Below are 25808 nucleotides of genomic sequence, written 5' to 3' on the forward strand. Positions count from 1 at the left end.
TGACCTTCGGGGCCCCCTCTATGCTCTCCGTAAAAGATATCGCTAATGCCGAGTCCCACGCTGATTATGGATGCGGACCCCAAGCCGGTGATTATTATCTCGCTGGCCAGAACCCCGATGGACAAGGGATAGACCCAGAAACAGGTGAGGTGCTTGATCCGGATGGGGAGGGCGAGGGCGGAGGCGAGGGGGATGGGAACGGTACTTCTGGCGGCGGATCGAATGGCCAGAGGGTAACAAAGCCCGCTGACTTGCAAACCACACTCAATGCCCTTATTGCCGCTTTGTCCTCTTCAAAGCGTCTTTCCAATATCCCAGGATTGGAGGGACTTGTTGATGACCCGCACGCGCAGGCCTTGCTCGCGTCACCGGATGCGCTCAAGGAAATTGCCGAAGCACTTGCGGAACAGGGTTTCGATAAATTTTCACCGCTCGCAGGCGGAGCCAGTTCAGTCGTGCTGGACGCCGGTGATCACGTTGTTCGTCTTGGGCAGGGCACGTACACCGCTCGGCCTATGATACCCGAGGTCATACAGGCTGTGTCAGGTGGGGATGCTCGTTCCCATCGATGGGAAGTCGTGCCTAAAGCGAAAACGAGTGGCGTATCGGCCGATCACGTAACTCTCATGACGGCGGCCCTCGCAAGCCGAGGATATCGTTTCTCCGATCCGGCTGAGGATAACCTGGGTTGGTACCGTGACAAGTTGGTTGTCCTAGATCCCGGCGCGGTCACGCCTGAACCTGGTCATGACAGAACGGAAGAACATAGGCCCGGATCACCATCTGGTGTTGCTGCTGATCTTCAAGCCGTCCAGGGTCCAACTTCAAATTCACCCGGAAAAAAGCCTTCGCCCTCGCACCTGGTGCGATCCGGCTATGAATTACGAAACAGTGAGTGGTTCGGCCGCGGCGCCGAGGCCATTAACCTTCGCGGTAAAGTAGGTCACGCTGACTACCTTAGCCTCTTGAAAGGCTATGTCCCAGGCCTGGATAAGCCGCTAGGGCGTTACGTGAAAGATGATGACGGAAACACCAAGCGGCTCCATCGACCTGGTGTCGACATGGTGTTCAACGCTCCCAAGTCAGTTTCCATAATTGGACTTATCGGGGGTGACAAAAGGGTCATCGCCGCCCATGACCAAGCAGTTAAAAACGCACTTTCATATATTCAAGATCAGGTCCTGTCGACACGCGTCTGGAACGGAGAATATAGCGTCCTGACCAAGGGTCAGGACATGGTGACCGCATTGTTTCGCGAGGAATCCAACCGCGAATTAGAACCCCACCTACATACTCATGCGAACTTGATTAACGCCGCCCGCGGCGCCGATGGCAAATGGCGCAGCATTGAGGGCGCCCTCCAGTACGACAACAAAATGCTTGTCGGAATGATCTACCGAGCGGAGCTGGCGAAGCTTCTGACGGAGATAGGCTACCAGATCGAGCGGGAGCAAGGCCCTGACAACTTCTTCCACATCGCCGGCGTCCCCCAGGAGCTGATGGATACCTTCAGCACCAGGTCGAAGCAAATCCGCGCTGCCATGAAGGAATGGGGCCGAACCGATGCCATCGCCGCCGCCAACGCAGCCATAGCTACCAGGCAGAAAAAGGACTACGTCAACCCGGACCAGCTAATGAAAGCATGGCGCCAGGTCGTCCAGGATGCCGGCCACGACATTTCCAAGCTCATAGCTCCAGATGCGAGCCAGACCCCCACAGGCGTCCCGGAAAACGGCCCTAATGCCATGTCCTCCCCATCGACGTTGCCGGACAAGACGCCGCTGACGCCGATTGTTGGCCAACGACCGCAGAGGACTGAATCTCTTTTCACCCAGATCAGCGCGAGCATCAGATCTCTGGTCGCACAGTTCCGGTCTCTCCTGGGTCATGCTCATGAGCCGCCTGGACAGTCAGGGGGTGTTGCTTCCCAACGGGCTCTTGACAGCCAAAAGGCTCCGGACAGCGATCTTCGCTACGGCAACGTCATGGATGCGGTGCTCTACGGCATCGCGAGCTTGAGCGAGCGCAACAGCGCCTTCAGCCTCAATACACTCCGTCAGGCTGTCCTGAACTCGGGTCTGGGTAGTTTCACCGTCAAAGCTTTGGAAGAGGCCATCGCTGAAACCCTCAACAGCGGGGTTCTGGTCATGGCAGCCAATAAGGCCATGGCTGAGAAAGGCATCGTCACAACCGCCAGGGCCTTAAGCACAGAAAAGGAAGTCCTCGGCCTGATGCAGGCCGGGCGACAGGCATCCGTCAGGCTCGCCCCCAAGTCTCGCATCGACAATGAGCTGAAGCGGCTTGGAGTTGAGGGTGAAGCGCATGAGGCAGCGCATATCATCATCGGTGCTCACGATCGCTTTGTCGGTCTCCAGGGATTTGCAGGGACCGGCAAAACCACCCTCATGCGATCGGCGGAATCCGTCCTGAATAAGGAGGGGATCAAGGTCCAGGCCCTGGCTCCCCAGCATGATATGGTCGGTCGCCTACATGACGATGGCTTCAAATCGGCCAAAACCGTCGCGGCCTTCGTTCATAAATACGCCGGCGTCGCTGCTGGCCGATACACCGAAAAAGGCCTCAAGGCCATGCGCGCCGAAGTCACCAATATGGTCCTCTTTGTCGATGAAGCGGGCCGTATAGGGCTCCAGCAGATGCGCGATCTCATGAAGATCTGTGAGGTACTCGAGATTCCCCGGACTGCTTTTATCGGTGACTGGAAGCAGCCAGATGGGGTCGAGGCCGGATCACCGTTCATGCAGCAGCAGGAAGCTGGCATGACCACGGCCTATATGAGCACGATCAGACGCCAAGAGCAGGAGAACCAGCGGGAGGCGGTGTACGCGGCCATTGATGGGCGGGCCCACACCGCCTTCGCGCTCCTAGGAGATAACGTTGTGCGGGAAGCAAAAACCGACCTGTCCGGCCTTGCTCCCATGGAAGCCAGAGAAGCTATAACCCAGTCGATCGCCAAGGCGGCCGCCGAGCAGTGGTTTGCTCTCTCACCAGAGGAGAGGAAAGAGGCGGCCATCATTGCTCCGTCCCTAAAAACCAGGGCAGCCATCACCGCAATCGTACGCGATGGCTTAAAGGCCGAAGGCCAACTTCAGGGTCCATCGGCCACGATCCGCGGGCTAACAAACCTCAACTTGACGAAGGCGGAAACACGCGTGGCTCGGTTTTACGAACCAGGCCATGTCGTGGAATTTCAGAAGGACTTGGACGGACTGGGAATCAAAGCTGGCGACCAACTGCATGTTGTATCCACTGACCAAACCCGGAATACCGTTGTCTTAAGAAAGGGGAGCGAAAACATAACATGGAAATTGAGCGACCGCGAAAATCGGTCTGGCCTCATCGCGCGGGTATTCCAGGTCGCCGACAAGGAACTGGTTGCTGGAGACAAAGTGCGATGGACTTCCGGGGATCGCGAGAACAACATAAAGAACGGAACTCTGGGCGTCGTGGAGGCAGTTACATCTACGCACTTCCTCGTGCGGACGGGTAATGGGGATGCCGTGAATGTTCCCCATGGCGATAATCAGTTTCGGCATATTGACCATAACCATGTACTAACAACATTCCGTGCTCACGGCATGACTTCTAAGTTTTCTGTCATCGCTATGAATAGTAAAGAGCGTTTACTGTCGAATGCCCGCAATTTCTATGAAAACATCAGCCGTCATCGCAAAGATATCTCGCTTGTTACCGACGACAAGAATGCGCTCATCAAAGCGATATTGCTTAACACTGGTCAACGTACCACAGCCCTTGAGACACAAGTGGCCGATATTGCCAAACATGAACCAGATACCAACGTGCCGGATGCTTTACTCTATGCCATTTCGCATCTGTCTGAACGGGACGCCGTTTTCAATGAGCATGACCTTATACGGGCCTCGATATCTGGAGGTTTTGGCCATATCGATATGACCAGCATAGAGAAGGGCATACAAGCCGCAGTTCGTGAGAGGCATCTTGTCCCTGCTGCGGCCCCTCCTTCGGGGGCCCGGCCAATGACCAAGAAAGCTCGATCCCGGCAGACGGCGGCCTACTACACTACCGCTCAAGCCCTCGTGTCGGAAAAGAAGATTGTCGACCTCGCCCGGCAAGGCCGAGACGCACATGAAGCCTATTTGGCCGGAGTTCAGATTGATGATTTGGCGCGGGAACATGGCCTTTTGACAGGTACGAGTGCCGACCTGTCCAAGGGATGGGCCGAGGGTTCTCAAGTTGGAGCCGCCCACTTTTTTTTGTCGTCGAATGATAGGATCACAGCTATCAATGGCTTGGCTGGCGTGGGTAAGACGCGCACGGCGAGCGCACTTCGTGCAGGTGTCGAACTATCTGGCGGCCGCCTTCTCGCTCTGGCGCCCCAGCATACCGCCATCAAAGAATTAGCTGAAGGTGCCGGCATCGAAGGTATGACAGTTGACCGATTCTTGCGAGACTATCGATCCATCACCAATGGGTCTGCGTCATCTGAACTCTTATCCGTCTTGAGAGACGAGATGAAAGGCACCACTCTTTTAATTGATGAGTCTGGTTTGCTATCTAACAATCAAATGAAAAGTCTCCTGACCGTTATTAATAGCCTTGGGATACGGGCTATGTTTCAGGGAGATATCGGCCAGTTAGACAGTGTTGAAGCTGGGCGGGCCTTTTATCTATTGCAGAAGGCAGGTGTGAAGACCTACAAAATGACCGATATCCGCCGACAGAAAGATAATCCTCAGCTGTTGGCTGCAGTGAAGAGCGCGGCCATCGGCGATATCGACAACGCATTCAAAAATATTCCGAGTAAACACATTCTTGAAGTCGTCTCCCCCGGGAAGGGGCAAAATGATGTAAGAGCCTTGATTGCCGAAACAGTGGCGGAGAAGTGGGTCAACATTCCAACCGATAAACGCGGATTGGACGGTGTTATGATTATCGCTCCTTCCAAGGCACTGCGAGATAAGATCAATAAGTTAATACATGAACGGCTAATCGTTAAGGGTGAGATTGATAGAAATACTACGATAAATGCCACGCTCCGTGATAAATCATTTACGACTGCGCAAGTGAGAACTGTGCGCCATTACGCCCCCGGCGATGTTGTACAACTAATCGAAGGAATTGCACGGCATGGTGTTAAGGCCGGCGAATATCTACAAGTATCCTCTGTCGATCAGCGCACCGGCATAATCCACCTTCAACACGAAGGACGCACTGTGGAATGGGCACCACGTTCACTTTCTGAATTGGAGGCAAAATCCGTTATTGTATATGACAGACGCAATATCCAGCTTTCTCGCGGCACTAGGATTCGCTGGAGTTCAACGGACAAGGATCGTGGTATTCTTAACGGTAGGACCGCTGTTATATCAGATGTTGATAAAGACAATATTCATGTTGATGCAGGTGCTGGTCGAATAATTACAATTCCTCGGTCGGATGAGATTGCAAGGCATATGGACTATGATTACGCAAGAACAATCATGTCTTCGCAGGCTATGACCAAAAGGGGTGTAATCGCTGCTCTGTCTTCGCGAGACCATAAACTCATTAATCAGCAATCCTTTTATGTGGCAGCATCTCGCGCATCGCATGCATTTCGGATCGTTTCTGATGATATTTCAAAAATACTGGGGTTGCTTCGTTCGCAAAGTGGAGCCTCATCTACGGCCTTGGAGGGTATTGAATACAACTTGTCACGCCCCTCGCCTATCCACGACAATTTCCTTGACGAGTTGGCCAATCGATCAACACATCCTTCCCCAGGGAAGGGCACATCGAGGACGTTCAGCGCGTCAAAGCCGTTCCTCGGGCCGAGCGTTAAGGGGCCAAAAGTTGGTGCAAACCCTGGTTCTCCTGGGGTGTCTCCAGGCCTTAACCATGACCTGGATGTTGGCTTGTAGGCTCAGCAATCCATCCCATTGGGATGTTTTTTGTTTTGATTTCCATCCCATTGGGATAGGGTAGACGCGTCTACACGGAAGATTGAAATGCCTGACATTCCCGCCTATTTGACTCTATCACCAGAACAAATCAAAAATTGGCAAAATCGACATTTGCTCAGTGCAGAAGGCGCAGCGATGCGGTTGATGACAACTGTTGGCACGTTTCGAAACTGGATATCTGGTCGGCGATCGATGCCTTCTTCTGTCGCCTTGCTTATGCATTATTATGACAAGTACGGGCCATTAATTCCTGATCAGTGTGGCGGAAGCCACCTACATTCCATTCCTGTTGAGCCAGAGGCCAAGTCCGCATAGCGCTGACCTTTGAACGGCGCGGGCAAAGGCGACCTGGGGCCTTTCCCTGGTCGCGCACCAGAAGATGCGGACCGCCCACCTGGTGCTCTAGGTCTATTGCCAGCGCACGGAGCGGTCGGCGCGGCTGTGCGGCTGTTCTATCAACTGGCCCTGCGGTTCGAGGAACTGCAGGCTAGAGCCACCGAGGAAGAGCCGGTGGCGGAAACCGCCGTCGCCAAGACCACGACCGTGGCGGGCTTCACCCGCAAGCATGCCGAACGCGCCACCTTCCCCGACCACCTGTCTCGGCGTCCATCCAGTCGGCCATGGACAGGCCGGCCGCGCCGCCGCCGCTGATGAAACTGTCAGGCACCGCCCCTTCCCCTGCGTTCAAGCCGCGCCACCGCACGGCCCAGGGGGTGAAGTAAGACGATCCCTTGCACGGGAAAGGGGCATATCCCAACAGGCCATAGCCATGGCCAACCTCAGGGCCGGCGGCCTGGCGCGCTGCCTCAGCGTTTCAGGTTCACGATGGCGACGCCGCCCAGGGCCATCAGGCCGCCGATGATGCCCATCACGGTCGGCACCTCGCCCAGCCAGACATAGCCCAGCAGCATGGCCAGGGGCGGCGCGCAGTAGAGGAAGTTGCTGGCCCGGGCGGCGGGCATGCGCGACAGCACAATGGTCCAGGTGGCGTAGGCGATCAGGCTGGGCATGACGCCCAGGTACAGGGCTGCCATCAGGCCGGGCAGGGGAGCGGTCTGGGCCTGGGCGTAGGCGCCGGGCAGCCAGGGCGACAGGGCCAGGGCGCCGATCACCATGTTGCTGGCCGACACGGTCAGCGGCTTGTGCCGGGCGAACAGCGGCTTCTGCACCACGGTGGTGATGGAGTTGCACAGGGCGGCCCCCAGCACCAGCAGGGCGCCCCAGCCCAGCTGCAGTCCGGTGCCGCTGCCCACCGCCTCATTGAGGGCAATCAGGCCGATGCCGCTGAAGGACACGGCGGTGCCGATCCACCCCCAGCGGCCGAATCGCTCCCCCAGCAGGAAGGAGGCGAAGACGGCGGTGATGATGGGGTTGATGTTGATGATGAAGGCGGCCGCACCGGAGGACACCGTGCGCTCCCCCATGTTCAGCAGCGCCGTGTACAGCGCCACGAACAGCAGGCCGCCGGTGGCGAAGCGCCACACCTCGCCCAGGCGCGGCAGGGAAGGCCGGCTGATGAGCAGGTACAGGGCCGCCGGCACCGCCGCGATGGAGAACCGCGCCGCCCCCAGTTCCAGCGGACCGAAGGCCTTGAGGCCGGCGCGGATGGCGGCGAAGGCCGAGGCCCAGATGACGATGGTGACCACAACGATGGCCAAGGTGCCCCCGTCCAGCCGGTTTCCCTTGGAGGGCGCAAGGCCGACGGTTGCGGCGGAGTCACAGGTTGGGGCGAGCGGGGTGGTGGACATGGGCGCGAATCCGGGAGAGGAAGGTGGTACGACATCAGTACGCCCCGGGCGCAGCTGATTGACAATCGATGGAATCGGCAGCCAACTGTGAGCATGGATCACAGCTCCCACCCCTTGCCGCCCTTGGACGCGCTGCGCGCGTTCGAGGCCGCGGCCCGCACGGGCAGTTTCTCCGCCGCGGCGGAGTCCCTGAACGTTACCCATGGCGCCGTCAGCCGGCAGATTGCGAAGCTGGAGCAGTGGCTGGGCCTGCGCCTGTTCCACCGCCAGGCGCGCGGCGTGGTGGTGACGCCGGACGGCCAGCGTCTGTTCCAACGCACCAGTGAGGCCTTCGCCCTCATCGCCGATACCTCCAACCGTTGGACTGAACCGCGCGGCACGGCGGTGGTGCGGCTGACCTCGCTGCCCTCGATCTGCGGGCTGTGGCTCATGCCCCGGCTCGCAGACCTGGAGGGTAGGGAGGCGGACCCCGGCGGCGCACTCCGAATCTTGCTGTCGGTGGACCACCGCGCGCTGGATTTGGCGGATGAGGGCATGGACCTGGCCATCCGCTGTGGCTGGGGCGCCATGCCGGCCCGTGTTTCGCTGAAGCTGTTCGAGGAATGGTGCTATCCCCTGGCGGCCCCGGGCTTGGCGGCCCAGATCGGCGAAGGGGATCCCGAACGCCTGCTGGCATTCCCCTTGATCCACGACTCCGACGCGTCGGGCTGGCGCACGTGGTTCGCCGCCCATGGGCTGGATTACAAGCCGCGCCCGCAGGACCGGCGGTTCGAGGACTACAACCTGGTGCTGGACGCCTGCGTCTGCGGGTTGGGCATCGCTTTGGCCCGGCCGCCGCTGGTGCGGTCCAAGCTGCGCAGCGGCCGGGTGGTGCCGGTGGACCCGCGCACGGCACTGAACCCCACCAGCTATTGGCTGGACCGCCCGCCGGGACGCATGCGCAACGCCGCCGCGGAATTGGCGCGCCGTATCGCGGCGGAGGCCGAGGTGTCGGCGGAGGCGTTGGAGACGTTCCTCAATCCCGGGACACCGGAGGGGCATGGCAGGCCTTTCATACCCTGGACGGCGGCCTGAATGCTGTCCGGATAGGCCAAAACCCCAGGCGCAGCCCACGTAAACCCGGGGCAACCTCCTGCAATGATGATTGACAGATTGATTGCAGGCGGTATGCATGGCGCGACTTGCGGTGCCGGCATCAGGCTGCGGCGGGGTTTCCCACCGTGGCCCGTGTATGGGGCACAGGGCATCGCACCGGAATTGAGCTTCCAGGGTATTCGCACATGATTCGCGCTTTCGTGTTTCCCGGCCAGGGCAGCCAGGCCGTGGGTATGGGCCGGGACTTGGCCGACGCCTTCGCCACCGCCCGCGACGTGTTCGGCGAGGTGGACGAGGCGCTGAAGCAGAAGCTGTCCGCCCTGATGTTCGAGGGCCCGCTGGACGAGCTGACCCTGACCGAAAACGCCCAGCCGGCCTTGATGGCTGTGTCCGTGGCCGTGGCCCGGGTGCTGGAAAAGGACGGCGGGCTGGACCTGGCCAAGGCCGCCCGCTTCGTCGCCGGCCACTCGCTGGGTGAATACTCCGCCCTATGCGCCGCCGGGGCCCTGACCCTGGCCGACACCGCCCGCCTGCTGAAGCTGCGCGGGCAGAGCATGCAGCGCGCCGTGCCGGTGGGCGTGGGCGCCATGGCCGCCATCATCGGCGCCGATTTCGAGGCCGCCCGCGCGATCGCCCAGGATGCCGCGCAGGGTGAGGTCTGCACCGCCGCCAACGACAACGCCCCCGGCCAGGTGGTCATCAGCGGCCACAAGACGGCCGTGGAGCGCGCCATCGCCATCGCGGCCGAGCGCGGGTTCAAGCGCGCCGTGCTGCTGCCGGTGTCCGCCCCCTTCCATTGCCCGCTGATGCAGCCGGCGGCCGACGCCATGGCCGAGGCCCTGGCCGGCACCGCCATCCAGGCGCCGCGCGTGCCGCTGGTGGCCAACGTCATCGCCAGCACCGTCACCGACCCCGCCGAGATCCGCCGCCTGCTGGTGGAACAGGTCACCGGTTCCGTCCGCTGGCGCGAGAGCGTGCTGTTCATGAAGGAACAGGGCGTGGAGCAACTGGTGGAGCTGGGCGCCGGCAAGGTGCTGGCCGGCATGGCCAAGCGCATTGACAAGGACATGACGGCCGTGTCGCTGGGCCTGCCCGCCGACATCGAATCCTTCCTCAAGGCCTGAGCCTGAACCCCTCCTGAGAGAACGATAGGGACCATCCCATGTTCGATTTGACCGGCAAGACCGCGCTCGTCACCGGCGCCTCGGGCGGCATCGGCGCCGCCATCGCCCGCACCCTGCACCAGGCCGGCGCCACCGTCGCCCTGTCCGGCACCAAGGTCGAGGCCCTGGAGGCCCTGGCCGCCGAGCTGGGCGATCGCGCTGTGGTCGTGCCCGCCAATCTGTCCGATCCGGAGGCCGTTGAGGCCCTGGCCAAGGACGCGGAGGCCAAGCTGGGCCATGTGGACATCCTGGTGAACAACGCCGGCCTGACCCGCGACGGCCTGATCCTGCGCATGAAGGATGAGGACTGGGCGTCGGTCATCGACGTGAACCTGACCGCAGCCTTCCGCCTGTCGCGCGCGCTGGTGAAGGGCATGATGAAGCGCCGCTGGGGCCGCATCATCGGCATCACCTCCATCGTCGGTGTCACCGGCAACCCCGGCCAGGTCAACTATGCGGCCAGCAAGGCCGGCATGATCGGCATGACCAAGGCCCTGGCCGCCGAGGTCGCCTCGCGCAACATCACCGCCAACTGCGTGGCGCCCGGCTTCATCGCCACCGCGATGACCGATGTGCTGCCCGACGCGCAGAAGGAAAAGCTGACCGCCGGCGTGCCGGCCGGTCGCCTGGGCACGCCGGACGAGATCGCGTCCGCCGTGCTCTACCTGGCCTCCACCGAGGCCGGCTACGTCACCGGCCAGACGCTGCACGTCAACGGCGGCATGGCCATGATCTGATCGGGTTCCCGTGGGGCTTGGGGGCTTGTCCTTTCGCGGGATGCCCCTAAGTATCGGCGGGGCCCAGCCTTAACAAGGTGTCCCAGTGCCTGCGGGCGCTAGGCAAGATGCGCCTAGCTGTGGTATCTGACGGCACTTTTCCAAAGGATGGGCGCTCGAATTCGTCCTGCCGGACGTGCCCACGCCGATCAGAACAAGTCAGTCAAACAACCCCAACTTTGAAATTCGGGAAGGTATAGGAAATGAGCGACATCGCCGAACGGGTGAAGAAGATCGTCGTCGAGCACCTGGGTGTGGAAGAGGGCAAGGTCACCGACACCGCCAGCTTCATCGACGATCTGGGTGCCGACAGCCTCGACACCGTTGAACTCGTCATGGCCTTCGAGGAAGAGTTCGGGATCGAGATCCCGGACGATGCGGCGGAGAAGATCCTGACCGTGAAGGACGCCATCGACTTCATTTCCAGCAAGCAGGGCTGACCCCCTACTTTCCCGGGCTTCAGACGCCGCGCCGCCGATACCGCGCTGGCGTGGCGTCTGGAACCGGAAAAGCCCTTGCTGGTTTTTGCGGGGCCTAGGCGAACACCGGATATTCGGGATTCTCCTCGAGTCCGATTCCAGGCCCAACTTTCTTCTGGAACTAGGTACAGGTCTGACCCATGCGTCGCGTCGTCATCACCGGTCTCGGGTTGGTTACCCCTCTGGGAACGGGCGTTGAGCACTCGTGGAAACAGCTGCTCGACGGCAAGTCGGGTATCCGCGCCATCGACACCTTCGACGTGTCCGACCTGCCGGCCAAGATCGGCGGCATGGTTCCCCGGGGCGACGGCACCAACGGCACCTTCAACCCCGATCTGACGGTCCCGACCAAGGACCAGAAGAAGATGGACGACTTCATCATCTACGGCGTCGCCGCGGCGGCCGAGGCGGTGAAGGACAGCGGTTGGGAGCCGCAGACCGAAGAAGATCGTGAGCGCACCGGCGTCATGATCGGCTCCGGCATCGGCGGCCTGTCCTCCATTTACGAAACATCGCTGCTGCTGGCCGAAAAGGGCCCGCGCCGCATCTCCCCCTTCTTCATCCCGTCGGCCCTGATCAACCTGGTCTCCGGCCACGTGTCGATCATCCATGGCTTCAAGGGCCCGAACCATTCGGCCGTCACCGCCTGCTCCACCGGTGCGCACGCCATTGGCGACGCCGCCCGCCTGATCATGTGGGATGACTGCGACGTGATGGTCGCCGGCGGCGCCGAGGCCGCGATCAACCGTCTGGGCGTGGCCGGCTTCGCCGCCGCCCGCGCGCTGTCCACCGGCTTCAACGAGACGCCGGAGAGGGCCTCGCGCCCCTACGACAAGGACCGTGACGGCTTCGTCATGGGCGAAGGCGCCGGCGTCGTCGTCCTGGAGGAGCTGGAGCACGCCAAGGCCCGTGGCGCCAAGATTTACGCCGAGGTCGTGGGCTACGGCCTGTCGGGCGACGCGCACCACATCACCGCCCCGGCGGACGACGGCAACGGCGGCTACCGCTCCATGGCCATGGCGCTGAAGCGCGCCGGCATGACCCCGGCGGACATCGACTACGTCAACGCCCACGGTACGTCCACCCCCCTGGGCGACCTGATCGAGCTGGGCGCCGTGAAGCGCCTGTTTGGCGACGACCTCAGCGGCGCCTCCATGTCCTCCACCAAGTCGGCCACCGGCCACCTGCTGGGGGCGGCTGGCGCCATTGAGGCGATTTTCTCCGTGCTCGCCATCCGCGACCAGCAAGTGCCGCCCACGCTGAACCTGGACAACCCGTCCGACGAGTGCGCTGGTGTCGATCTGGTGCCGCATAAGTCCAAGAAGCGCCGCGTGCGCGCCGCCCTGTCGAACTCCTTCGGGTTCGGCGGCACCAACGCCTCGCTGATCGTCAAGGAATACACCGGCTCGTGACCGACAAGGTTCCGGCCCCGGGACCCAAGTCCCGGCCTGCATCTTCCCTGGGCCGCCGTCTGTTTCAGGCGGCGGCCCTGGTCGTTCTGGTGTCGGCCGCGCTGGCCTGGGTCGGCTATCACCGCTATGTCGATCCCGGCCCACTGACGCAGGATCGCGTCGTCGTCGTGTCCTCGCGCGGCGGCTTGCAGGCAATGGGGCAAACGCTGGCGGAGGCCGGCGTCGTGCGTGGCGACATCGACTTCGTCGCGGCCGTGCGCGTCAGCAGCGTGCTGGGCGTGGGCAGTCAGGTGCTGAAGCCCGGCGAATACGCCTTCCCGGCCCATGTCTCGCTGAAGGACACGGTTGCCCTGCTGCGCAGCGGCAAGACCGTGGTGCATCGCCTGACCATACCCGAGGGCCTGACCTCCGCCCAGATCGTGGCGCTGATCGAGGCGGAACCCGCCCTTTCCGGCACCGTCACGGAAAAGCCGGCGGAGGGCAGCCTGCTGCCCGAAACCTATTTCTTCGGGCTGAACTACGGTCGCGCACAGATGGTGGAGCGCATGCAGGCCGCGATGCGCAAGGCGGTGGATGAGATCTGGACCGGCCGCGCGGCGGGTGTCGCCCTGAAGTCGCCGGAGGAGATGGTCACCATGGCCTCGCTGGTGGAGAAGGAGACGGGCGTGCCGGCTGAGCGGCCGCACATTGCCGCCGTGTTCTACAACCGCCTAAGGCTGGGCATGCGCCTACAGTCCGACCCCACGGTCATCTACATCCTGACCAATGGCGCCGGGCCCCTGGGCCGGACGCTGACTCACGCCGACCTGGCGGTGGCGTCACCCTACAACACCTATGCCGTGACCGGCCTGCCGCCCGGCCCCATCGCCAACCCGGGCCGTGAGGCCCTGCGCGCCGTGGCCAACCCGATGACCAGCGACGACCTCTATTTCGTCGCCAATGGCAGCGGTGGCCACGCCTTCGCCGCATCCCTGGCCGAGCACAACCGCAACGTCGACAAATGGCGCGACCTGCGGGAAAAGGCGCAGCGGTAGGGGTTATCCGGCCAGCGCGATGGCCTCGTTGCCGTAGAGCGCCGACAGCAGATCGGCGGTGGTGACCATGCCCACCAGACGGCCGGTCTCGTCCACCACCATGGCTTCGTGTGCGCCGGTGGTCATGGCGGGCAGGATGTTGACCACGGGCGTGGTGGCCAGGGCCGTCACGGCCGGTTGTACCAGGTGGCGGATGCCCTGGCGGCCGGGGACGGTGGCCGGCAAGGGCGGGATGACGCCGAGCAGGCGCCCGCCCTCATCGGTCACCGGTACGCTGCGCAGGTGATAGTCGGCCATCAGGCCGCGTACCGTCGCCACCGTGTCCTCCGGCCCCACCGCCACCGGCACATGGGATCGGATGGCGCCGCAGCGGATGTCGCCATGCCGGCGCTGGTAGGCCCGGGCCTCCACCTGGCGGAATACGGCGTCCAGGTCGTCGCGGTCCACGTCCAGCTGCTCACCATAATGGGCCAGCACTTGGTCCAAATCCTCGATGGTGTAGCCGGCACTGTTGCGGGCGACCTGCGGCTGGGCCGGCGCCACGTGGGGATAGCGATGGCGGGTGAGGTTGTTGAAGGCCAGCCCCACGGCGATGAGGAGGAGCGTGTTCACGGCCACGGGTGCGGCGACGAAGCCGAAGCCCGCTGCGTGGATGGCCGGGCCGCCCAGTACGGCGGTCAATGCCACGGCGCCGCCGGGCGGGTGCAGGCAGCGCAAGCAGGACATGGCCAGGATGGCCAGGGCCACGGCGCCGGCGCCGGCCAGCACCGGGTCGGGGATCAGCCTGGCGCACAGCACCCCCGCCAAGCCCGACACCACGTTGCCGCCGAACACTGCCCAGGGCTGAGCCAGAGGCGTGGCGGGGGCCGCAAACACCAGCACGCTGGAGGCGCCGATGGGAGCGACTAGATAGGGCAGGCCGGCCGCGTTCCCGCCCAGCCACCAGCGGCTGACCAGCGTGGTCAGCAGGATGCCCAGCAGGGCGCCGATGAAGATGCGTGCCCGACCCAACGCCGGCAGCGCCGGCTGGACGGGGCGGAAGGAACGCAGGTAGGGATGCATGGAGGGACCGGAACGAAAGACGCGAATAAGATGCGTTAATTATTCATCTTATGAGCCGTCTGTAACACGCCCCAGTCCTGTTGTGAATGCCGCCTTTACCCGGCCGTGCCTCATTCCAGACGGTTGAGCAGGGCAATGTCGGTGGAAACCTCGTCCATGTTGCGCTGCTGGTTGGCGACCATCGTGCCCAAGGACTCCAGGGTACGCTCGATGCGCGCGGTGTTGTCGAACACCTCGTTCATTTGCCCGAAGACACCGCGATAGCGATCATGGGCGTTGGCGAACTGGTCGCGCGCCTTTTGGATGTGCTCGCCCAATGTGGCCAGATTGGTTTCCATGCCCGCGATGTTGGCTTGTGTCTTGCCCAGGGTGGTCTTGGTATCGGTGGCCAGCTTCTTGACCTCAGTCGCCACGACGGCGAAGCCGCGTCCAGCCTCCCCGGCTCGCGCCGCCTCGATGGTGGCGTTCAGTGCCAGCAGGTTGGTTTGGCCGGCTATGGTGTCGATGATCTTCAGCACGTCGCGCAGGCCGGTCATGGCCTGGGCCATACGGCTGAACTCCGCCGCCAGGGTGCTGGTGTCGGCGTTGTCTTCCGCAGCCTTTTGGCTGGACATCACGACGTCACGGATGCGGTTGATGGTCTGCCGGATTTCGTGCGTCTCCTTCAATACCTGGTCGAACGCGTCACCCAGGCCGGCGCTGGCGTTGAAGTGGTCGATCAGACGGTGAATGATGCCCGACCGCAGGCTGTTCATCAGTTCCGCGCGTTTCAGCGTCGTATAGGTGAAGTAATTGACGAAGCTGGCATAGTGGATCGGAAAATTATCCACGATGGCGTCGTGGAAGGGCTGTCCTGCCTCTTGCTCGAAAAAGACCAGGGCGCTCAGGGTCTGGTTGATGTTGACGCCTAGCAGTTCGCCGAAGGTGGAGAAGCCCGCCGTTGGCGCGGTCCACAGCCCCGTCAGGCCACCCAGTTGCTTGTCGTTGTTCAAACGGCGCAGGATGCAGTCATTCAGCAGCACGGCCACGGGCGCCGGCTTGCCGCGCAGGAAGGCGGCCACGTCCCGCCGGGTCTGATCGACGAAGTCGGTCGGGCGCAACAACAGCAGCTCATCGCCCATGTTGACGTCACAGAAGAAGCTGACGACGCCGCTGTCGGCATCGATCGCGGCGACGGAACGCACGAATAGCTCGTCACCGATTTCGATGCCGAAGGTCTGGCGGCCCAGGGTGTCCATCACACGCCCTGGCGTAGTCTTCAGGACACGGGCCAGCACGTCGGCGAAGCGGTCCACCCGGCCGGTTGCCGGATCGATCACCGCGCTGACGGTGCGCCGGTCGGGGTCCGCCTCTGCCACGACGAAGCGGGTGGGGGTGCGTTCGAAGTTCTGGCTCTTCAGCACGCCGTAATGCTTGCCCGGTGCCAGCTTCAGAAAGGCGATGACGGCCCGGTTCTCAAGAACCCGTCCATCGGCGTAGAGATAGGTGTTCTTGAAATCCAGCTTGCCGCCGGCCGATCCCCCGACGAACAGACAGGGGAAGCGGCGGCTGGCATACACCGCTTCCATGAAATAGTTCTCGCTGTTGGATAGGCCGTCGATGAAGGTGAGGGCCAGCGTATCCCGATAATCCAGGGTGAAGGCCGGCCTGATCCCGGCTAGGCCCTCGCCGATGCGAGCCACCCGCTCCTCCCGGGTGCGCGACGGCTTCCCTTGCCGGATGTCGTCATTGCACAGCGGCGCTGTATGTATGCTGACGCCGGCGAACAGGTCGGGGGAGTAGACCTGGATGACAATGGTGGACCACCGGTCACCGGCCGGGCAATAGAGGGGACCCGGCTCTCCTGTACCGTCGCACAATTCCCCGGCCGTGGAGGTGGCCAGCAGCGGCGTGGTTCCGGCGAGGCGGCGTAGCGCCTCCGCCTGGCGCGCGAAATCGAGGTGCGGCGAGATGAAGGCCAGGGCCAGCGCCGCCGGTCTGTCTCCAAACCGAAAGGTCCCCGCGTCCACGCCGCCCAGACGGTCATCCGTGTTGGTCACCCGGACCAACGGTCCCCCTGTGGATGTCCCGCCAGGGAGCGGAAGGGCGGCGGCGGAAATGGTCATCGGACGGTTCCTCCAAATTGGTCACACCATAGGCGACCCCCTCTGCGGGGGGCTTCGCCGGAATCGGGTCGCGGCGGAAATGATGGCGTTGCTTCGCTCAAGAGAGCCATGAAACATGTAAATGAAACATTAAATGACGGGCCCGCCCCGGTTTGGGGTGATGGCCGGTAATCGAATGGTTTTGCTGGACAATTTCCTGAAACGACTACTGCTCAAGTCGAGAAGGGTGATTCCGGACCAAGAAAAAGCCCATCCCCCGGGAAAGGGGGATGGGCACGGGCGGACGTTAGGGTAGGGACCGGGTGGATGGGAGCCGCACCCGGGCAGTCAAGGACGCCGCCCGATTTCAAGGTTGAGATGAAGGGATGACGCGGATGCCGCTCAGTTCAGCGGCGTCTGGGCATGGCTGACCGCCGATGCCAGGTGGGCGACGCAGTGGCGGTGGTCGGTGCCGCCGGGGGTGTGGCCCATCTCGGCGCAGGCGCGGGCCTCCGGCACCGGCTGCTGGGCGGCGGCGGCTTGGGTCTTCAGGCTGTCGACGCAGGCGGCGAAGTCCACGTTGGCCGGGGCCAGGCCCAGCGTGTCGCGGCAGACGCGGCGCGCGGCGTCGGTCTGTGCGGCCGTGATGGTGATGGCGGGCACTTGGGTGCCTGCTGCGGCGGTCCCTGTCGTGGCGGTGCCAGACGCCTGGGCGGCGCCTAGGGGAATGGCCAGGGCGGCGGCCAGCACGGGGATCAGGGCCAGGGTCTTGGTAAAGCGCATGTTTTCCTCCTTGTGATGAATGATGTCGGGTTAGGGATCAGCCGTGGCTGACCTGCAGCTTGGCGGCGAATTCCTGGTGGCGGGCGACGTCGCCGTCGTCGATGACCACCCGTTCGCCCTGGCCCCGCCGGCGCTCCATCCAGCCGCTGATCAACTCGGCGCAGGTATGGTCCATGAACCAGAGCGAGCGCAGGCGCAGGGTGACGCGCTGGGCGGGGGGCAGGCTTTCCAGCGCCTTGGCCAGGCGGGGAAGCTGCACCAAGCTGGCAGAACCGGACAGCACCACCTCCCACTCGCCCGCCCCCTTCTCGCGTGTGATGACCAGCAGGCGCAGGCGGCGTACCTGGGGCAGCAACTCGATGAGGCTGAGGCCCAGGCCCACCAGCACGCCGGTCAGCAGGTCGGTGGCGACCACGGTGACCAGGGTGGCGGCCCAGATGGCGGCGGGCAGGGCGCCATAGCGCTCGAACAGATGGCGGGCATGGGTCACGCTGACCAGGCGATAACCGGTGACCACCAGCACGCCGGCCAGGGCCGACATGGGGATGGCCCGCAGCAGCCAGGGCAGCAGGGCGACGGCGCCCAGGATCCACACGCCGTGCAGGATGGTGGAGGTGCGGCCCGCGGCGCCGGCCTGCACGTTGGCGGAACTGCGCACGATGACGCCGGTCATGGGCAGGGCGCCGGCCAGGCCGCAGAGCAGGTTGCCCACGCCCTGGGCCGTCAGTTCGCGGTTGTAGTTGGTGCGCACGCCGTCGTGCATGCGGTCAACCGCCGCCGCCGACAGCAGGGTTTCGGCGCTGGCGATGAAGGCGATGGCCACCGCCATGACGATCAGCTTGGGCTCGAGCAGGCCGAAGCCGTTGGCGACGTCCGGCGGCTGGATGGCGGCCCACAGGCTTTCCGGCACCGCCACCTTGGCCACCGGCAGGTTCAGCAGTGTGGCCGCCAGGGTGGCGGCGACGACGCCCACCAGGGCGCCCGGCACCAGGCGCAGGCGCTGGGGCCGCACCCATTCCCATACCAGCATGGTGGTGATGGTCAGCAGGCCGATGCCCAGCGCCGCCTCGGCCGCGTCGCCGCTGAAGGGGAACAGGCCGAAATAGGCGGCGGGCGCGGCCAGAATGTTGGCCAGGCCGCCGGCCTGTGGCTTGGCGTCCAGCATGACGTGCAACTGGCCCGCCACGATCAGCACGCCGATGCCGGCCAGCATGCCGTGCACCACGGCGGGGGAGATGGCGCGGAACCACTGCCCCAGCTTCAGCATGCCGGCCGCCATCTGGATCAGGCCGGCCATGATCAGCACGGGTCCCAAGGCGCCGATGCCGGCATCGCGGATCAGTTCGAAGACGATGACCGCTAGGCCAGCGGCGGGGCCGCTGACCTGCAGGGGCGACCCCGCGAGCAGGCCGACGACGATGCCGCCGATGATGCCGGTGATCAGCCCCTTTTCAGGCGGCGCGCCGGAGGCGATGGCGATGCCCATGCACAGCGGCATGGCCACCAGGAAGACCACGATGGACGCGGGGAGGTCCCGCGCCAGCGTGGCGGGAAAAAAACGCTGCATCATCACGCTCCCTTACTCGGCCGCGGTGACGTGATGGGCGTGCTGGGCGCAGCAGGGATCGGCCACCGCGCGGCGCATGCCGCGCACGGCCACCTGAAGGGTCTGGTTCTTGTCGCCCACGGGCAGAAACTTCCCCGTCTCGCCGTCCAGGGCCAGGATGTGGCCGTTCTCCAGGTCGAAGAACCAGCCGTGCAGGTTCAGCTGCCCGGCGGCGAGCTTGGCGGCGACGGAGGGATGGCTGCGCAGGTGGTTCAGCTGCGCCACCACATTCTCCATGGCCAGCACGCGGGCGGCCTCCGCCTCCGGCAGCAGGCTGTAGGCCTCGCGCAGCACATGGCGGGCGCTTTCGGCGTGGCGCAGCCAGGCAGCCACGTTGGGCATGTCCTTCAGCGCCTCGGGCTTCAGCAGGGCCTTCATGGCGCCGCAGTCGGAATGGCCGCAGACGACGATGTCGTTCACGCCCAGGCCCACCACCGCGTATTCGATGGCGGAGGAGACGCCGCCGTTCACCTGGCTGAAGGGCGGGACGATGTTGCCGGCGTTGCGGCAGACGAACATCTCGCCCGGGCCGCTCTGGGTGATGATCTCCGGCACAACGCGGCTGTCGGCGCAGGAGATCACCAGCGCCTTGGGCTGCTGCCCGTGGTGGGCCAGCTTGCGGTACAGCGACCGCTGTTCGGGGAAGACAACAGATCGGAAGTGCGACACGCCGTCGATGATGCTGTCCATGATGGGAAATCCTCGCGTTCAAGTCGATGATCCCGGCCGGACGGTGGGGGGCGAAGGGCGCCCGGAACCACCGTCCCTGTTGGGGGCCATCAAGACTTAAGGCCTGAGTTTTTCCCGGATACGTTTCGATTATGACAAAGTGTGTCTGCCGACCTTTTGTGCCGGATCATCCCGTTTCGGAATCGTAATGACGACCGAAAGCCCGCCCTCCGCCCGGTTGTTCAGGGTGATGGTGCCGCCCTCGCGCGTCACCGCTTGGCGGGCGATGGTCAGGCCCAGGCCGGTGCCGCCGGTCCCCCGGTTGCGGGATTCCTCCAGCCGGTGGAAGGGTTCGAACACCGTCTCGAACTGCGCTTCGGGGATGCCCGGGCCATCATCGCTGATGGTGATGACGGCGCTTTTGCCCGTGTCCCGCACCGCGACCCGGGCCGTGCCGCCATAGGCGATGGCGTTGTTGATTATGTTGGAAAAGGCCCGGCGCATGCCCAGCGGCCGCAGGGTCAGGGGCAGGCGCTCCGGCCCCTCATAGCTGGCGACATGGCCGGCGTCGGTGGCGTTGTCGACCAGGGTGGACAGCAGGGCCGGCAGGTCGGTGCGGCGCGGCTTTTCCGGATCCTCCTCACCGCCCAGATAGTCCAGCAGGTCGTTGACCATGCCTTCCATCTCATCGAGGTCGCTGTCGAAGGCGGCGCGGTCCTCGGCATTGGGCAGGAAGCCGGCGCGCAGGCGTAGCCGGCCAATGGGCGTGCGCAGGTCGTGGGAGACGGCGGCCAGGGCCTCCGTCCGGCTGGTGATCAGACGGTCGATGCGCCGCTGCATGGCGTTGAAGGCCTGGGCGACGTGCCGGATCTCCTGCGGCCCCCGCGTGGGGATGAAGACCGGGGGGCCGTTGCCCACCGCGTCCGCCGCCTTGACCAGCATCTTGAGGGGGGATGCCAGGGTCTGCACCAGGAACAGGGCCATCAGCAGCACACCGATGGACAGCAGGGCGATGGAGCCCAACTGGGCATAGATGACCGGCACGGTGGAAGGCAGGTCGGTGACGCCGAAACGCAGCGTGCTGCCGTCCAGAAGGCGCACGTCGCCGTCAAACGCCTTCACCGGCGTCCCGGGCCCCGTGCGCAGGCGCAAGTCCATGCCGGCCAGGGCGGCCCGGTGCTCGATCATCTCGTGGCGCAATAGCCAGCTGGCGGGGTTGTCGCCTTGCGCCTCACGCGCCTGGGACGCATCCACCCAGGTGAAGGTCAGGTAGGGTGAGGAGAGGGAGGACGCGACATTTCCCCGTCGCGCCGGATCGATGGCGGACAGGACATGGCCGGCCGTCTCCACCTGCTCCGCGATGTGCCAGGTCTGGGTCTCGTCGCCGTAATGCTGCTCCGCCTGGCCCAGCACGATGGCGTTGCCGATGACGGCCAGCAGCACCGCGCCGAAGAGCACCAGGCCCAGGCGGCCGATCAGGCTGCGCGGCCAGAGGTGGCCCCAGCGGTGAATGCCGAGCCGGGTCACAGCGTCGCCACGTCGGCGGTGAAGATGTAGCCGACGCCGCGTATGGTGCGGATCAGGCGGTTCTCATCGCCCAGCTTGCGCCGCAGGCGGCTGACCAGCACGTCGACGCTGCGGTCGTTCACCTCACCCAGGCGGGCGCGGGACAGCTCCAGCAGGCGCTCGCGCCCGATCACGCGCTGGCGGTTCTCCAGGAAGCTGACCAGTAAGTCGTGCTCCGCCCCCGACAGGTCCACCGCCACCCCATCGGGGTCGGTCAACTCGCGCCGGCGCCGGTCCAGTCGCCAGCCGGCGAAAACCATGACGTCCTGGGGCGCCGAGCCGATGGACCCGGCGCTGGTGCCGTTGTTCGCGGCGCGGCGCAGCAGGGCGCGGATGCGGGCCAGCAGTTCCTTGGCACGGAAGGGCTTGGGCACATAGTCGTCGGCGCCCATCTCCAGCCCCAGCACCATGTCGATCTCCTCGCCATGGGCGCTGACCATGATGATGGGCACTTGGCTGCTGCGCCGCAGATCCCGGCAGATGTCCAGCCCGCTCTGGCCCGGCAGCATGACGTCCAGCAACACCAGGTCGAAGCTGCCCTGGCTCAGCGCGTCCGCCATCTCCCGGCCGTCGCGCACGCCGGTGGGCTCGAACCCGTTCTCCTTGAGCACGCGCAGGATCAGGGTGCGCATGGCCGGATCGTCCTCGACCAGCAGGATGCGCGCAATGGATAGGCTGTTCATCGGCCTTTAAATAAGGGCCGTACGCCGCCTTTCCAGGGGCGAACGCCGATCCATGCTGCGTATGCACAGAAGGACAAGGGCGGGGTCACCCGCCGCACCAGTCGAAGGAGTGCGGCGACAAGCGTTGCTCCAGATAGCCGTCGGCCTCCTGCAGGTTCCACAGCTCCGTCTGGTTATCGGCGTCCCAGGTCCAATACGCCCAACCGGCCAGGCCCAGTGAACAGGCCTGACGCAAAACCCCACGCAGCGTGCCGGCCACCTGGCCGATGTCCGCGATCTCGCTCTTGAACGCGCCGGTTTCCGCCAGCACGACGGGCTTGCGCATCGCGGCCGCCGGATATTCCAGGGACGCCATCTGCGCGTCCAGCATGCCGCCATTGGTGTGGGGATAGAGGTGGATTTCCAGGAAATCCGCCTTTGAAGCAGCGATGGCGGACAGGCGGAAGGGCTGGCGCGGGTCGCCCCATTTGGCGTCGCGCTGGTACACGCCGACATAGCCGCTGCGATAGACATCCAGGGGCGGGAAGATGCTGGCGGTAAACAGTATGCCGGGCGCCACCTGTTTGGCCTGACTGATGACGCCGTCGATCCAGCGCGTGGTGGCCCTGTCCGCCAGGGCCTGGCGGCTGGCGGGATCGGCCAGGTCGACGACGCTGCCATCCTCCGCCGTATATCGGCCTGTCTCCCGGGAAAAAGGCAAGTCCGTGGATTCGAAGCCCAGTTCGTTCCACACATCGACGCAGAAGATGGCGGACAGCAACTGGGGGTCGGCGGCCTTTATGCCGGCCAGGACGTCGGCGATGTAGCGACCGTAGGCATAAGCCAAGCCCCGGCTCAGCAGCAGCTGGTTAATGCCCGAGGTGTTCTTGCGGTCCGGATCGGGAAAGCCATCGCGCGATACCAGCATGTAATAGTTGGCGGGTAGCCACTGCCCGGTCAGTTCCACATAAAGGCCGTTGTCCGCCGCCGCACGGACGAAGTCCACCACGTTGCCCATGTAGGCCAGGTCCAGCGTGTAGGTTCCCGGCTTGCCGGCGATGGCGCCGGCATCCAGGCGGATGCGGACGAAGGTGTAGCCGTCCTTGGCCATCGCCCGCAGGCTGCTATGGATGGTGGCCCTGCGCGCCGGATAATAGTCCGGGTTGAAGCTGATGTTCTTTTGCGTGACGGGGGTACCGGGCGACACGGCGACCCAATTGACCCCCTGGGGGATGAAGGGCTGTCCCGTGGCGGTGAAGAAGTGCGGTCGCCGGTCCGGGCCGGCCGCGACCGTGATGGCCGGCAGTCCTGCCCGTGCCGTGGGGCTCAGCGCCAGCAGCGCCACGCACGCCAATACCCTGATCGTGAAAGGCGTCATCCCCATGCCAGCCCCCATATCGGTCCCATGGGGCGATGATGGGGGCTGCCGGCGATGGCGCAAACCATGGCGGCGGGTCCGTTACAAAAAATCACGGACGGGACATCCGGGGCGATGGCAGATGGCGGCTGCTTTGCCGCGGTGTTGCGGCAGCCTCAGGCCTTCTTCTCCCACCCCTTGTCGGTCTGCTGCCAGTAGGTAAGGTCCAGCCCCGCCTCCTTGGCGGCCTTCCAGCGCTGGCGGGCGGCGGCCACCGCGTCGGGGTCGATGCCGTCGAAGATGTCGCAGACGCGGGTGTATTCGGCCATGCGGGCGCTGGTGGCGCCGTCGGTCAGGAACAGCACCTGGGCGTCGTTGGGCCGCTCATCCACCGCCGTCAGCCAAATGGGCTGGTCGGCGGCGTGGCCGTCCTTGGCCGTGCCGTGAGGCAGGAAGCTGTCCGGACGCCAGGTCCACAGGTGCTGGGCCAGCTGCTCCGCCCGCTCTTCCACCGTCGACAGCACCACCGCCCGCCAGCCGCGCGCCAGCGACCGTTCCAGCAGGTCGGGCAGGGTCTGCTCCAGGCTGCTGCGCTGCAGGTGGTAGAAGTTGACCTCGGTCATGGGGCGTCCGACGGCAAAGGAAAGGGGCGGCCCGTGACCCGAGCCGCCCCGATCTTACCCTGACTGCGAAGGCTTTTGTCAGCCTTCGTAATAGTCGGCGACCAGCCGGTCCAGCAGGCGGACGCCGTAGCCCGAGGCGCCCTTGGGTACGGTGGCGCCGTCCTTCTTGGTCCAGGCGGTGCCGGCGATGTCCAGGTGGGCCCACGGCACGTCATTGACGAAGCGCTGCAGGAAGACGGCGCCGATGATGCTGCCGGCCTTGCCCGGGCTGCCGATGTTCTTCATGTCGGCGACATCGCAGTCGATGTCCTTGTCGTAAGCCGCCCCCAGGGGCAGACGCCACAGCGTCTCGCCCGTCTTGAGGCCGGCGTCGGTCAGACGCTGCGACAGCTCGTCGTTGTTGGAGAACAGGCCGGCGTGCTCATTGCCCAGCGAGACGATGATGGCGCCGGTCAGGGTGGCCAGATCGACCATGAAGCGCGGCTTGAACGTCGCCTGGGTATACCACAGGGCATCGGCCAGGATCAGGCGGCCCTCGGCGTCCGTGTTCAACACCTCGATCGTCTGGCCGGACATGCTGGTGACGACGTCGCCCGGGCGCTGGGCGTTGCCGTCGGGCATGTTCTCCACCAGGGCGACCACGCCGACGACGTTGGCCTTGGCCTTGCGGCCGGCCAGGGCGGCCATCAGGCCGATGACGGCACCGGAGCCCGCCATGTCCCACTTCATATCCTCCATCCCGGCGGCCGGCTTGATGGAGATGCCGCCGGTGTCGAAGGTGACGCCCTTGCCCACGAACGCCAGGGGGGCTGCCCCCTTCTCACCGCCGTCCCAGCGCATGATGACCAGCCGCGGCGGCTTGGCCGAGCCCTGGCCCACGCCCAGCAGCGCGCCCATGCCCAGCTTCTTCATCTGCTTCTCGTCCAGCACCTCGACCTTCACGCCCAGCTCGGTCAGGGCCTGGCAGCGCTCGGCCAGGGTCTCGGGGTAGATGACGTTCGGCGGTTCCGACACCACGTCGCGGGTGAGGAAGACGCCGTCGGCGATCTTCTCCAGTTTGCCGTAAGCCTTCTTGGCGGCGGCATGCTCGGCCGTGGCCAGGGTCAGCTTCTTCAGCGTCGGCTTCTGGTCCTTCGGCTCCTTGGTCCGGTACTTGTCGAAACGGTAGGAGCGCAGGCGGGCGCCGTAGCCGACGTTGGCGGCGAAGGTGGCCGGCGCCAGGATCAGGCCGTCATGGCCGTCCAGCACCAGGGTGGCATCAGGGTCGCCGGCGCGGGCCAGGCTGGCGGCCACGGTGCCGCCCAGCGACTGGGCCGTCAGGTCCGTCACCTTCTCGGCGGCGCCGATGCCCACCAGCAGGATGCGCGCATAGTCGGTGCCGCCGGGGGCCAGCAGGGTCAGCGTCTCATCCGCCTTGCCGGTGTAGCGGCCGGCTTCCATAGCGCGGGCCAGGGCACCGCCGCTCTTCTGGTCCAACTCGGCGCCCAGGCTGCCCAGGCCGCGGCCCTGCGACACCGTGATGGCCAGGACGCCGGATTGCGGCAGGGCGTTCTGGGCGTAAGCGATCTTCATCTTGCCTCTCTTGGTCGGTCCCTTGGGATCCTTGGAACGGGGGCGCCTCTGGGCGCCTGGACCCGTCCGGATGGCTTCGCCTTATGGCGTTGGAAGTCCTATACAGGATTTCTGAATGTTGTACGTCAACGCTCGAAATCCAGACCTTTTGTCCCAGGCGGTTGTTTCCGGAGAC

20 protein-coding genes are annotated in these 25808 nt (G+C 64.4%); 9 read left to right on the forward strand and 11 right to left on the reverse strand.

All coding sequences use genetic code 11. The annotated features are described in order from the left end of the window. Positions 1–20: 20 nt before the first annotated feature. From mobF to P5F91_RS24880, 3 genes are all read left to right on the forward strand, one after another. Complete coding sequence (gene mobF / locus P5F91_RS24870) at positions 21–5900, forward strand: MobF family relaxase (protein ID WP_277908577.1); 5880 nt, start codon at positions 21–23, stop codon at positions 5898–5900. Between the two features lie 87 nt (positions 5901–5987). Further along, on the forward strand, positions 5988–6257 hold the full coding sequence (locus P5F91_RS24875; RefSeq protein ID WP_277908578.1) for a helix-turn-helix domain-containing protein: 270 nt from the start codon (positions 5988–5990) through the stop codon (positions 6255–6257). A 126-nt stretch (positions 6258–6383) separates the two neighbouring features. Beyond that, positions 6384–6593 (forward strand): hypothetical protein, encoded by a 210-nt coding sequence (locus P5F91_RS24880; protein WP_277908579.1) that lies wholly within the window; start codon positions 6384–6386, stop codon positions 6591–6593. Positions 6594–6748: 155 nt separating this feature from the next. Here P5F91_RS24880 and P5F91_RS24885 read toward each other — a convergent pair whose 3' ends face one another. Then, a complete protein-coding gene (locus P5F91_RS24885; protein ID WP_145609923.1) occupies positions 6749–7690 on the reverse strand; it encodes a DMT family transporter in 942 nt (313 codons plus the stop codon). Positions 7691–7783: 93 nt separating this feature from the next. Between P5F91_RS24885 and P5F91_RS24890 the strand changes: the two genes are divergently transcribed. The 6 genes from P5F91_RS24890 to mltG all read left to right on the forward strand — a co-directional run bounded on the left by P5F91_RS24890 (position 7784) and on the right by mltG (position 13649). Continuing rightward, positions 7784–8764 (forward strand): LysR family transcriptional regulator, encoded by a 981-nt coding sequence (locus P5F91_RS24890; protein ID WP_145610424.1) that lies wholly within the window; start codon positions 7784–7786, stop codon positions 8762–8764. 206 nt (positions 8765–8970) lie between these two features. Beyond that, positions 8971–9909, forward strand: coding sequence for an ACP S-malonyltransferase (gene fabD, locus P5F91_RS24895; protein ID WP_145609924.1), 939 nt, complete (start codon positions 8971–8973; stop codon positions 9907–9909). 38 nt (positions 9910–9947) lie between these two features. Continuing rightward, positions 9948–10685 (forward strand): 3-oxoacyl-[acyl-carrier-protein] reductase, encoded by a 738-nt coding sequence (fabG, locus tag P5F91_RS24900; protein WP_145609925.1) that lies wholly within the window; start codon positions 9948–9950, stop codon positions 10683–10685. A 242-nt stretch (positions 10686–10927) separates the two neighbouring features. Continuing rightward, a complete protein-coding gene (locus P5F91_RS24905; protein ID WP_004272228.1) occupies positions 10928–11164 on the forward strand; it encodes an acyl carrier protein in 237 nt (78 codons plus the stop codon). A gap of 179 nt (positions 11165–11343) precedes the next feature. Continuing rightward, on the forward strand, positions 11344–12615 hold the full coding sequence (fabF, locus tag P5F91_RS24910) for a beta-ketoacyl-ACP synthase II (RefSeq protein ID WP_145609926.1): 1272 nt from the start codon (positions 11344–11346) through the stop codon (positions 12613–12615). Continuing rightward, positions 12612–13649 carry an endolytic transglycosylase MltG gene (mltG, locus tag P5F91_RS24915; protein WP_145609927.1) on the forward strand — a complete coding sequence of 346 codons (1038 nt, stop codon included), beginning with the start codon at positions 12612–12614 and terminating at the stop codon, positions 13647–13649. The genes fabF and mltG overlap by 4 nt, the downstream gene beginning before the upstream one ends. 3 nt (positions 13650–13652) lie before the next feature. Here the strand turns inward: mltG and P5F91_RS24920 are convergent, their stop codons facing one another. The 10 genes from P5F91_RS24920 to P5F91_RS24965 form a co-directional block, all read right to left on the reverse strand. After that, on the reverse strand, positions 13653–14711 hold the full coding sequence (locus P5F91_RS24920; RefSeq protein ID WP_145609928.1) for an HPP family protein: 1059 nt from the start codon (positions 14709–14711) through the stop codon (positions 13653–13655). A gap of 110 nt (positions 14712–14821) precedes the next feature. Beyond that, positions 14822–16750: a methyl-accepting chemotaxis protein gene (locus P5F91_RS24925; RefSeq protein WP_277908580.1), complete on the reverse strand. Its 1929-nt coding sequence runs from the start codon at positions 16748–16750 to the stop codon at positions 14822–14824. Between the two features lie 447 nt (positions 16751–17197). Next, positions 17198–17578, reverse strand: coding sequence for a hypothetical protein (locus P5F91_RS24930; RefSeq protein ID WP_277908581.1), 381 nt, complete (start codon positions 17576–17578; stop codon positions 17198–17200). A 37-nt stretch (positions 17579–17615) separates the two neighbouring features. Further along, entirely contained in the window at positions 17616–19148 is a 1533-nt protein-coding gene (locus P5F91_RS24935) for a SulP family inorganic anion transporter (RefSeq protein WP_277908582.1), read from the reverse strand. Positions 19149–19157: 9 nt separating this feature from the next. Next, a complete protein-coding gene (locus tag P5F91_RS24940; protein WP_145609932.1) occupies positions 19158–19874 on the reverse strand; it encodes a carbonic anhydrase in 717 nt (238 codons plus the stop codon). A 129-nt stretch (positions 19875–20003) separates the two neighbouring features. Continuing rightward, positions 20004–21380: an ATP-binding protein gene (locus P5F91_RS24945; protein ID WP_277908583.1), complete on the reverse strand. Its 1377-nt coding sequence runs from the start codon at positions 21378–21380 to the stop codon at positions 20004–20006. Beyond that, positions 21377–22102 carry a response regulator transcription factor gene (locus tag P5F91_RS24950; RefSeq protein WP_277908584.1) on the reverse strand — a complete coding sequence of 242 codons (726 nt, stop codon included), beginning with the start codon at positions 22100–22102 and terminating at the stop codon, positions 21377–21379. The genes P5F91_RS24945 and P5F91_RS24950 overlap by 4 nt, the downstream gene beginning before the upstream one ends. 85 nt (positions 22103–22187) lie before the next feature. Then, positions 22188–23459 (reverse strand): glycoside hydrolase family protein, encoded by a 1272-nt coding sequence (locus tag P5F91_RS24955; protein WP_277908585.1) that lies wholly within the window; start codon positions 23457–23459, stop codon positions 22188–22190. 155 nt (positions 23460–23614) lie between these two features. Further along, positions 23615–24061 carry a DNA polymerase III subunit chi gene (locus tag P5F91_RS24960; RefSeq protein WP_145609935.1) on the reverse strand — a complete coding sequence of 149 codons (447 nt, stop codon included), beginning with the start codon at positions 24059–24061 and terminating at the stop codon, positions 23615–23617. A gap of 78 nt (positions 24062–24139) precedes the next feature. Then, a complete protein-coding gene (locus P5F91_RS24965) occupies positions 24140–25633 on the reverse strand; it encodes a leucyl aminopeptidase (RefSeq protein WP_145609936.1) in 1494 nt (497 codons plus the stop codon). Positions 25634–25808 lie beyond the last annotated feature (175 nt).

The organism is Nitrospirillum amazonense (genome assembly GCF_029594735.1).
Lineage (GTDB): Bacteria > Pseudomonadota > Alphaproteobacteria > Azospirillales > Azospirillaceae > Nitrospirillum > Nitrospirillum amazonense.

Excerpts from the sequence above, each read along its gene's own strand:
- P5F91_RS24885 (WP_145609923.1), bottom strand. The coding sequence starts at position 7,690 with ATGTCCACCACCCCGCTCGCCCCAACCTGTGACTCCGCCGCAACCGTC.
- P5F91_RS24905 (WP_004272228.1), top strand. The coding sequence starts at position 10,928 with ATGAGCGACATCGCCGAACGGGTGAAGAAGATCGTCGTCGAGCACCTG.
- P5F91_RS24930 (WP_277908581.1), bottom strand. The coding sequence starts at position 17,578 with ATGCGCTTTACCAAGACCCTGGCCCTGATCCCCGTGCTGGCCGCCGCC.
- P5F91_RS24935 (WP_277908582.1), bottom strand. The coding sequence starts at position 19,148 with ATGATGCAGCGTTTTTTTCCCGCCACGCTGGCGCGGGACCTCCCCGCG.
- P5F91_RS24960 (WP_145609935.1), bottom strand. The coding sequence starts at position 24,061 with ATGACCGAGGTCAACTTCTACCACCTGCAGCGCAGCAGCCTGGAGCAG.
- P5F91_RS24875 (WP_277908578.1), top strand. The coding sequence starts at position 5,988 with ATGCCTGACATTCCCGCCTATTTGACTCTATCACCAGAACAAATCAAA.
- P5F91_RS24965 (WP_145609936.1), bottom strand. The coding sequence starts at position 25,633 with ATGAAGATCGCTTACGCCCAGAACGCCCTGCCGCAATCCGGCGTCCTG.
- fabG (WP_145609925.1), top strand. The coding sequence starts at position 9,948 with ATGTTCGATTTGACCGGCAAGACCGCGCTCGTCACCGGCGCCTCGGGC.
- P5F91_RS24940 (WP_145609932.1), bottom strand. The coding sequence starts at position 19,874 with ATGGACAGCATCATCGACGGCGTGTCGCACTTCCGATCTGTTGTCTTC.
- fabF (WP_145609926.1), top strand. The coding sequence starts at position 11,344 with ATGCGTCGCGTCGTCATCACCGGTCTCGGGTTGGTTACCCCTCTGGGA.
- P5F91_RS24890 (WP_145610424.1), top strand. The coding sequence starts at position 7,784 with ATGGATCACAGCTCCCACCCCTTGCCGCCCTTGGACGCGCTGCGCGCG.
- P5F91_RS24950 (WP_277908584.1), bottom strand. The coding sequence starts at position 22,102 with ATGAACAGCCTATCCATTGCGCGCATCCTGCTGGTCGAGGACGATCCG.
- mobF (WP_277908577.1), top strand. The coding sequence starts at position 21 with ATGCTCTCCGTAAAAGATATCGCTAATGCCGAGTCCCACGCTGATTAT.
- P5F91_RS24955 (WP_277908585.1), bottom strand. The coding sequence starts at position 23,459 with ATGACGCCTTTCACGATCAGGGTATTGGCGTGCGTGGCGCTGCTGGCG.
- P5F91_RS24920 (WP_145609928.1), bottom strand. The coding sequence starts at position 14,711 with ATGCATCCCTACCTGCGTTCCTTCCGCCCCGTCCAGCCGGCGCTGCCG.
- fabD (WP_145609924.1), top strand. The coding sequence starts at position 8,971 with ATGATTCGCGCTTTCGTGTTTCCCGGCCAGGGCAGCCAGGCCGTGGGT.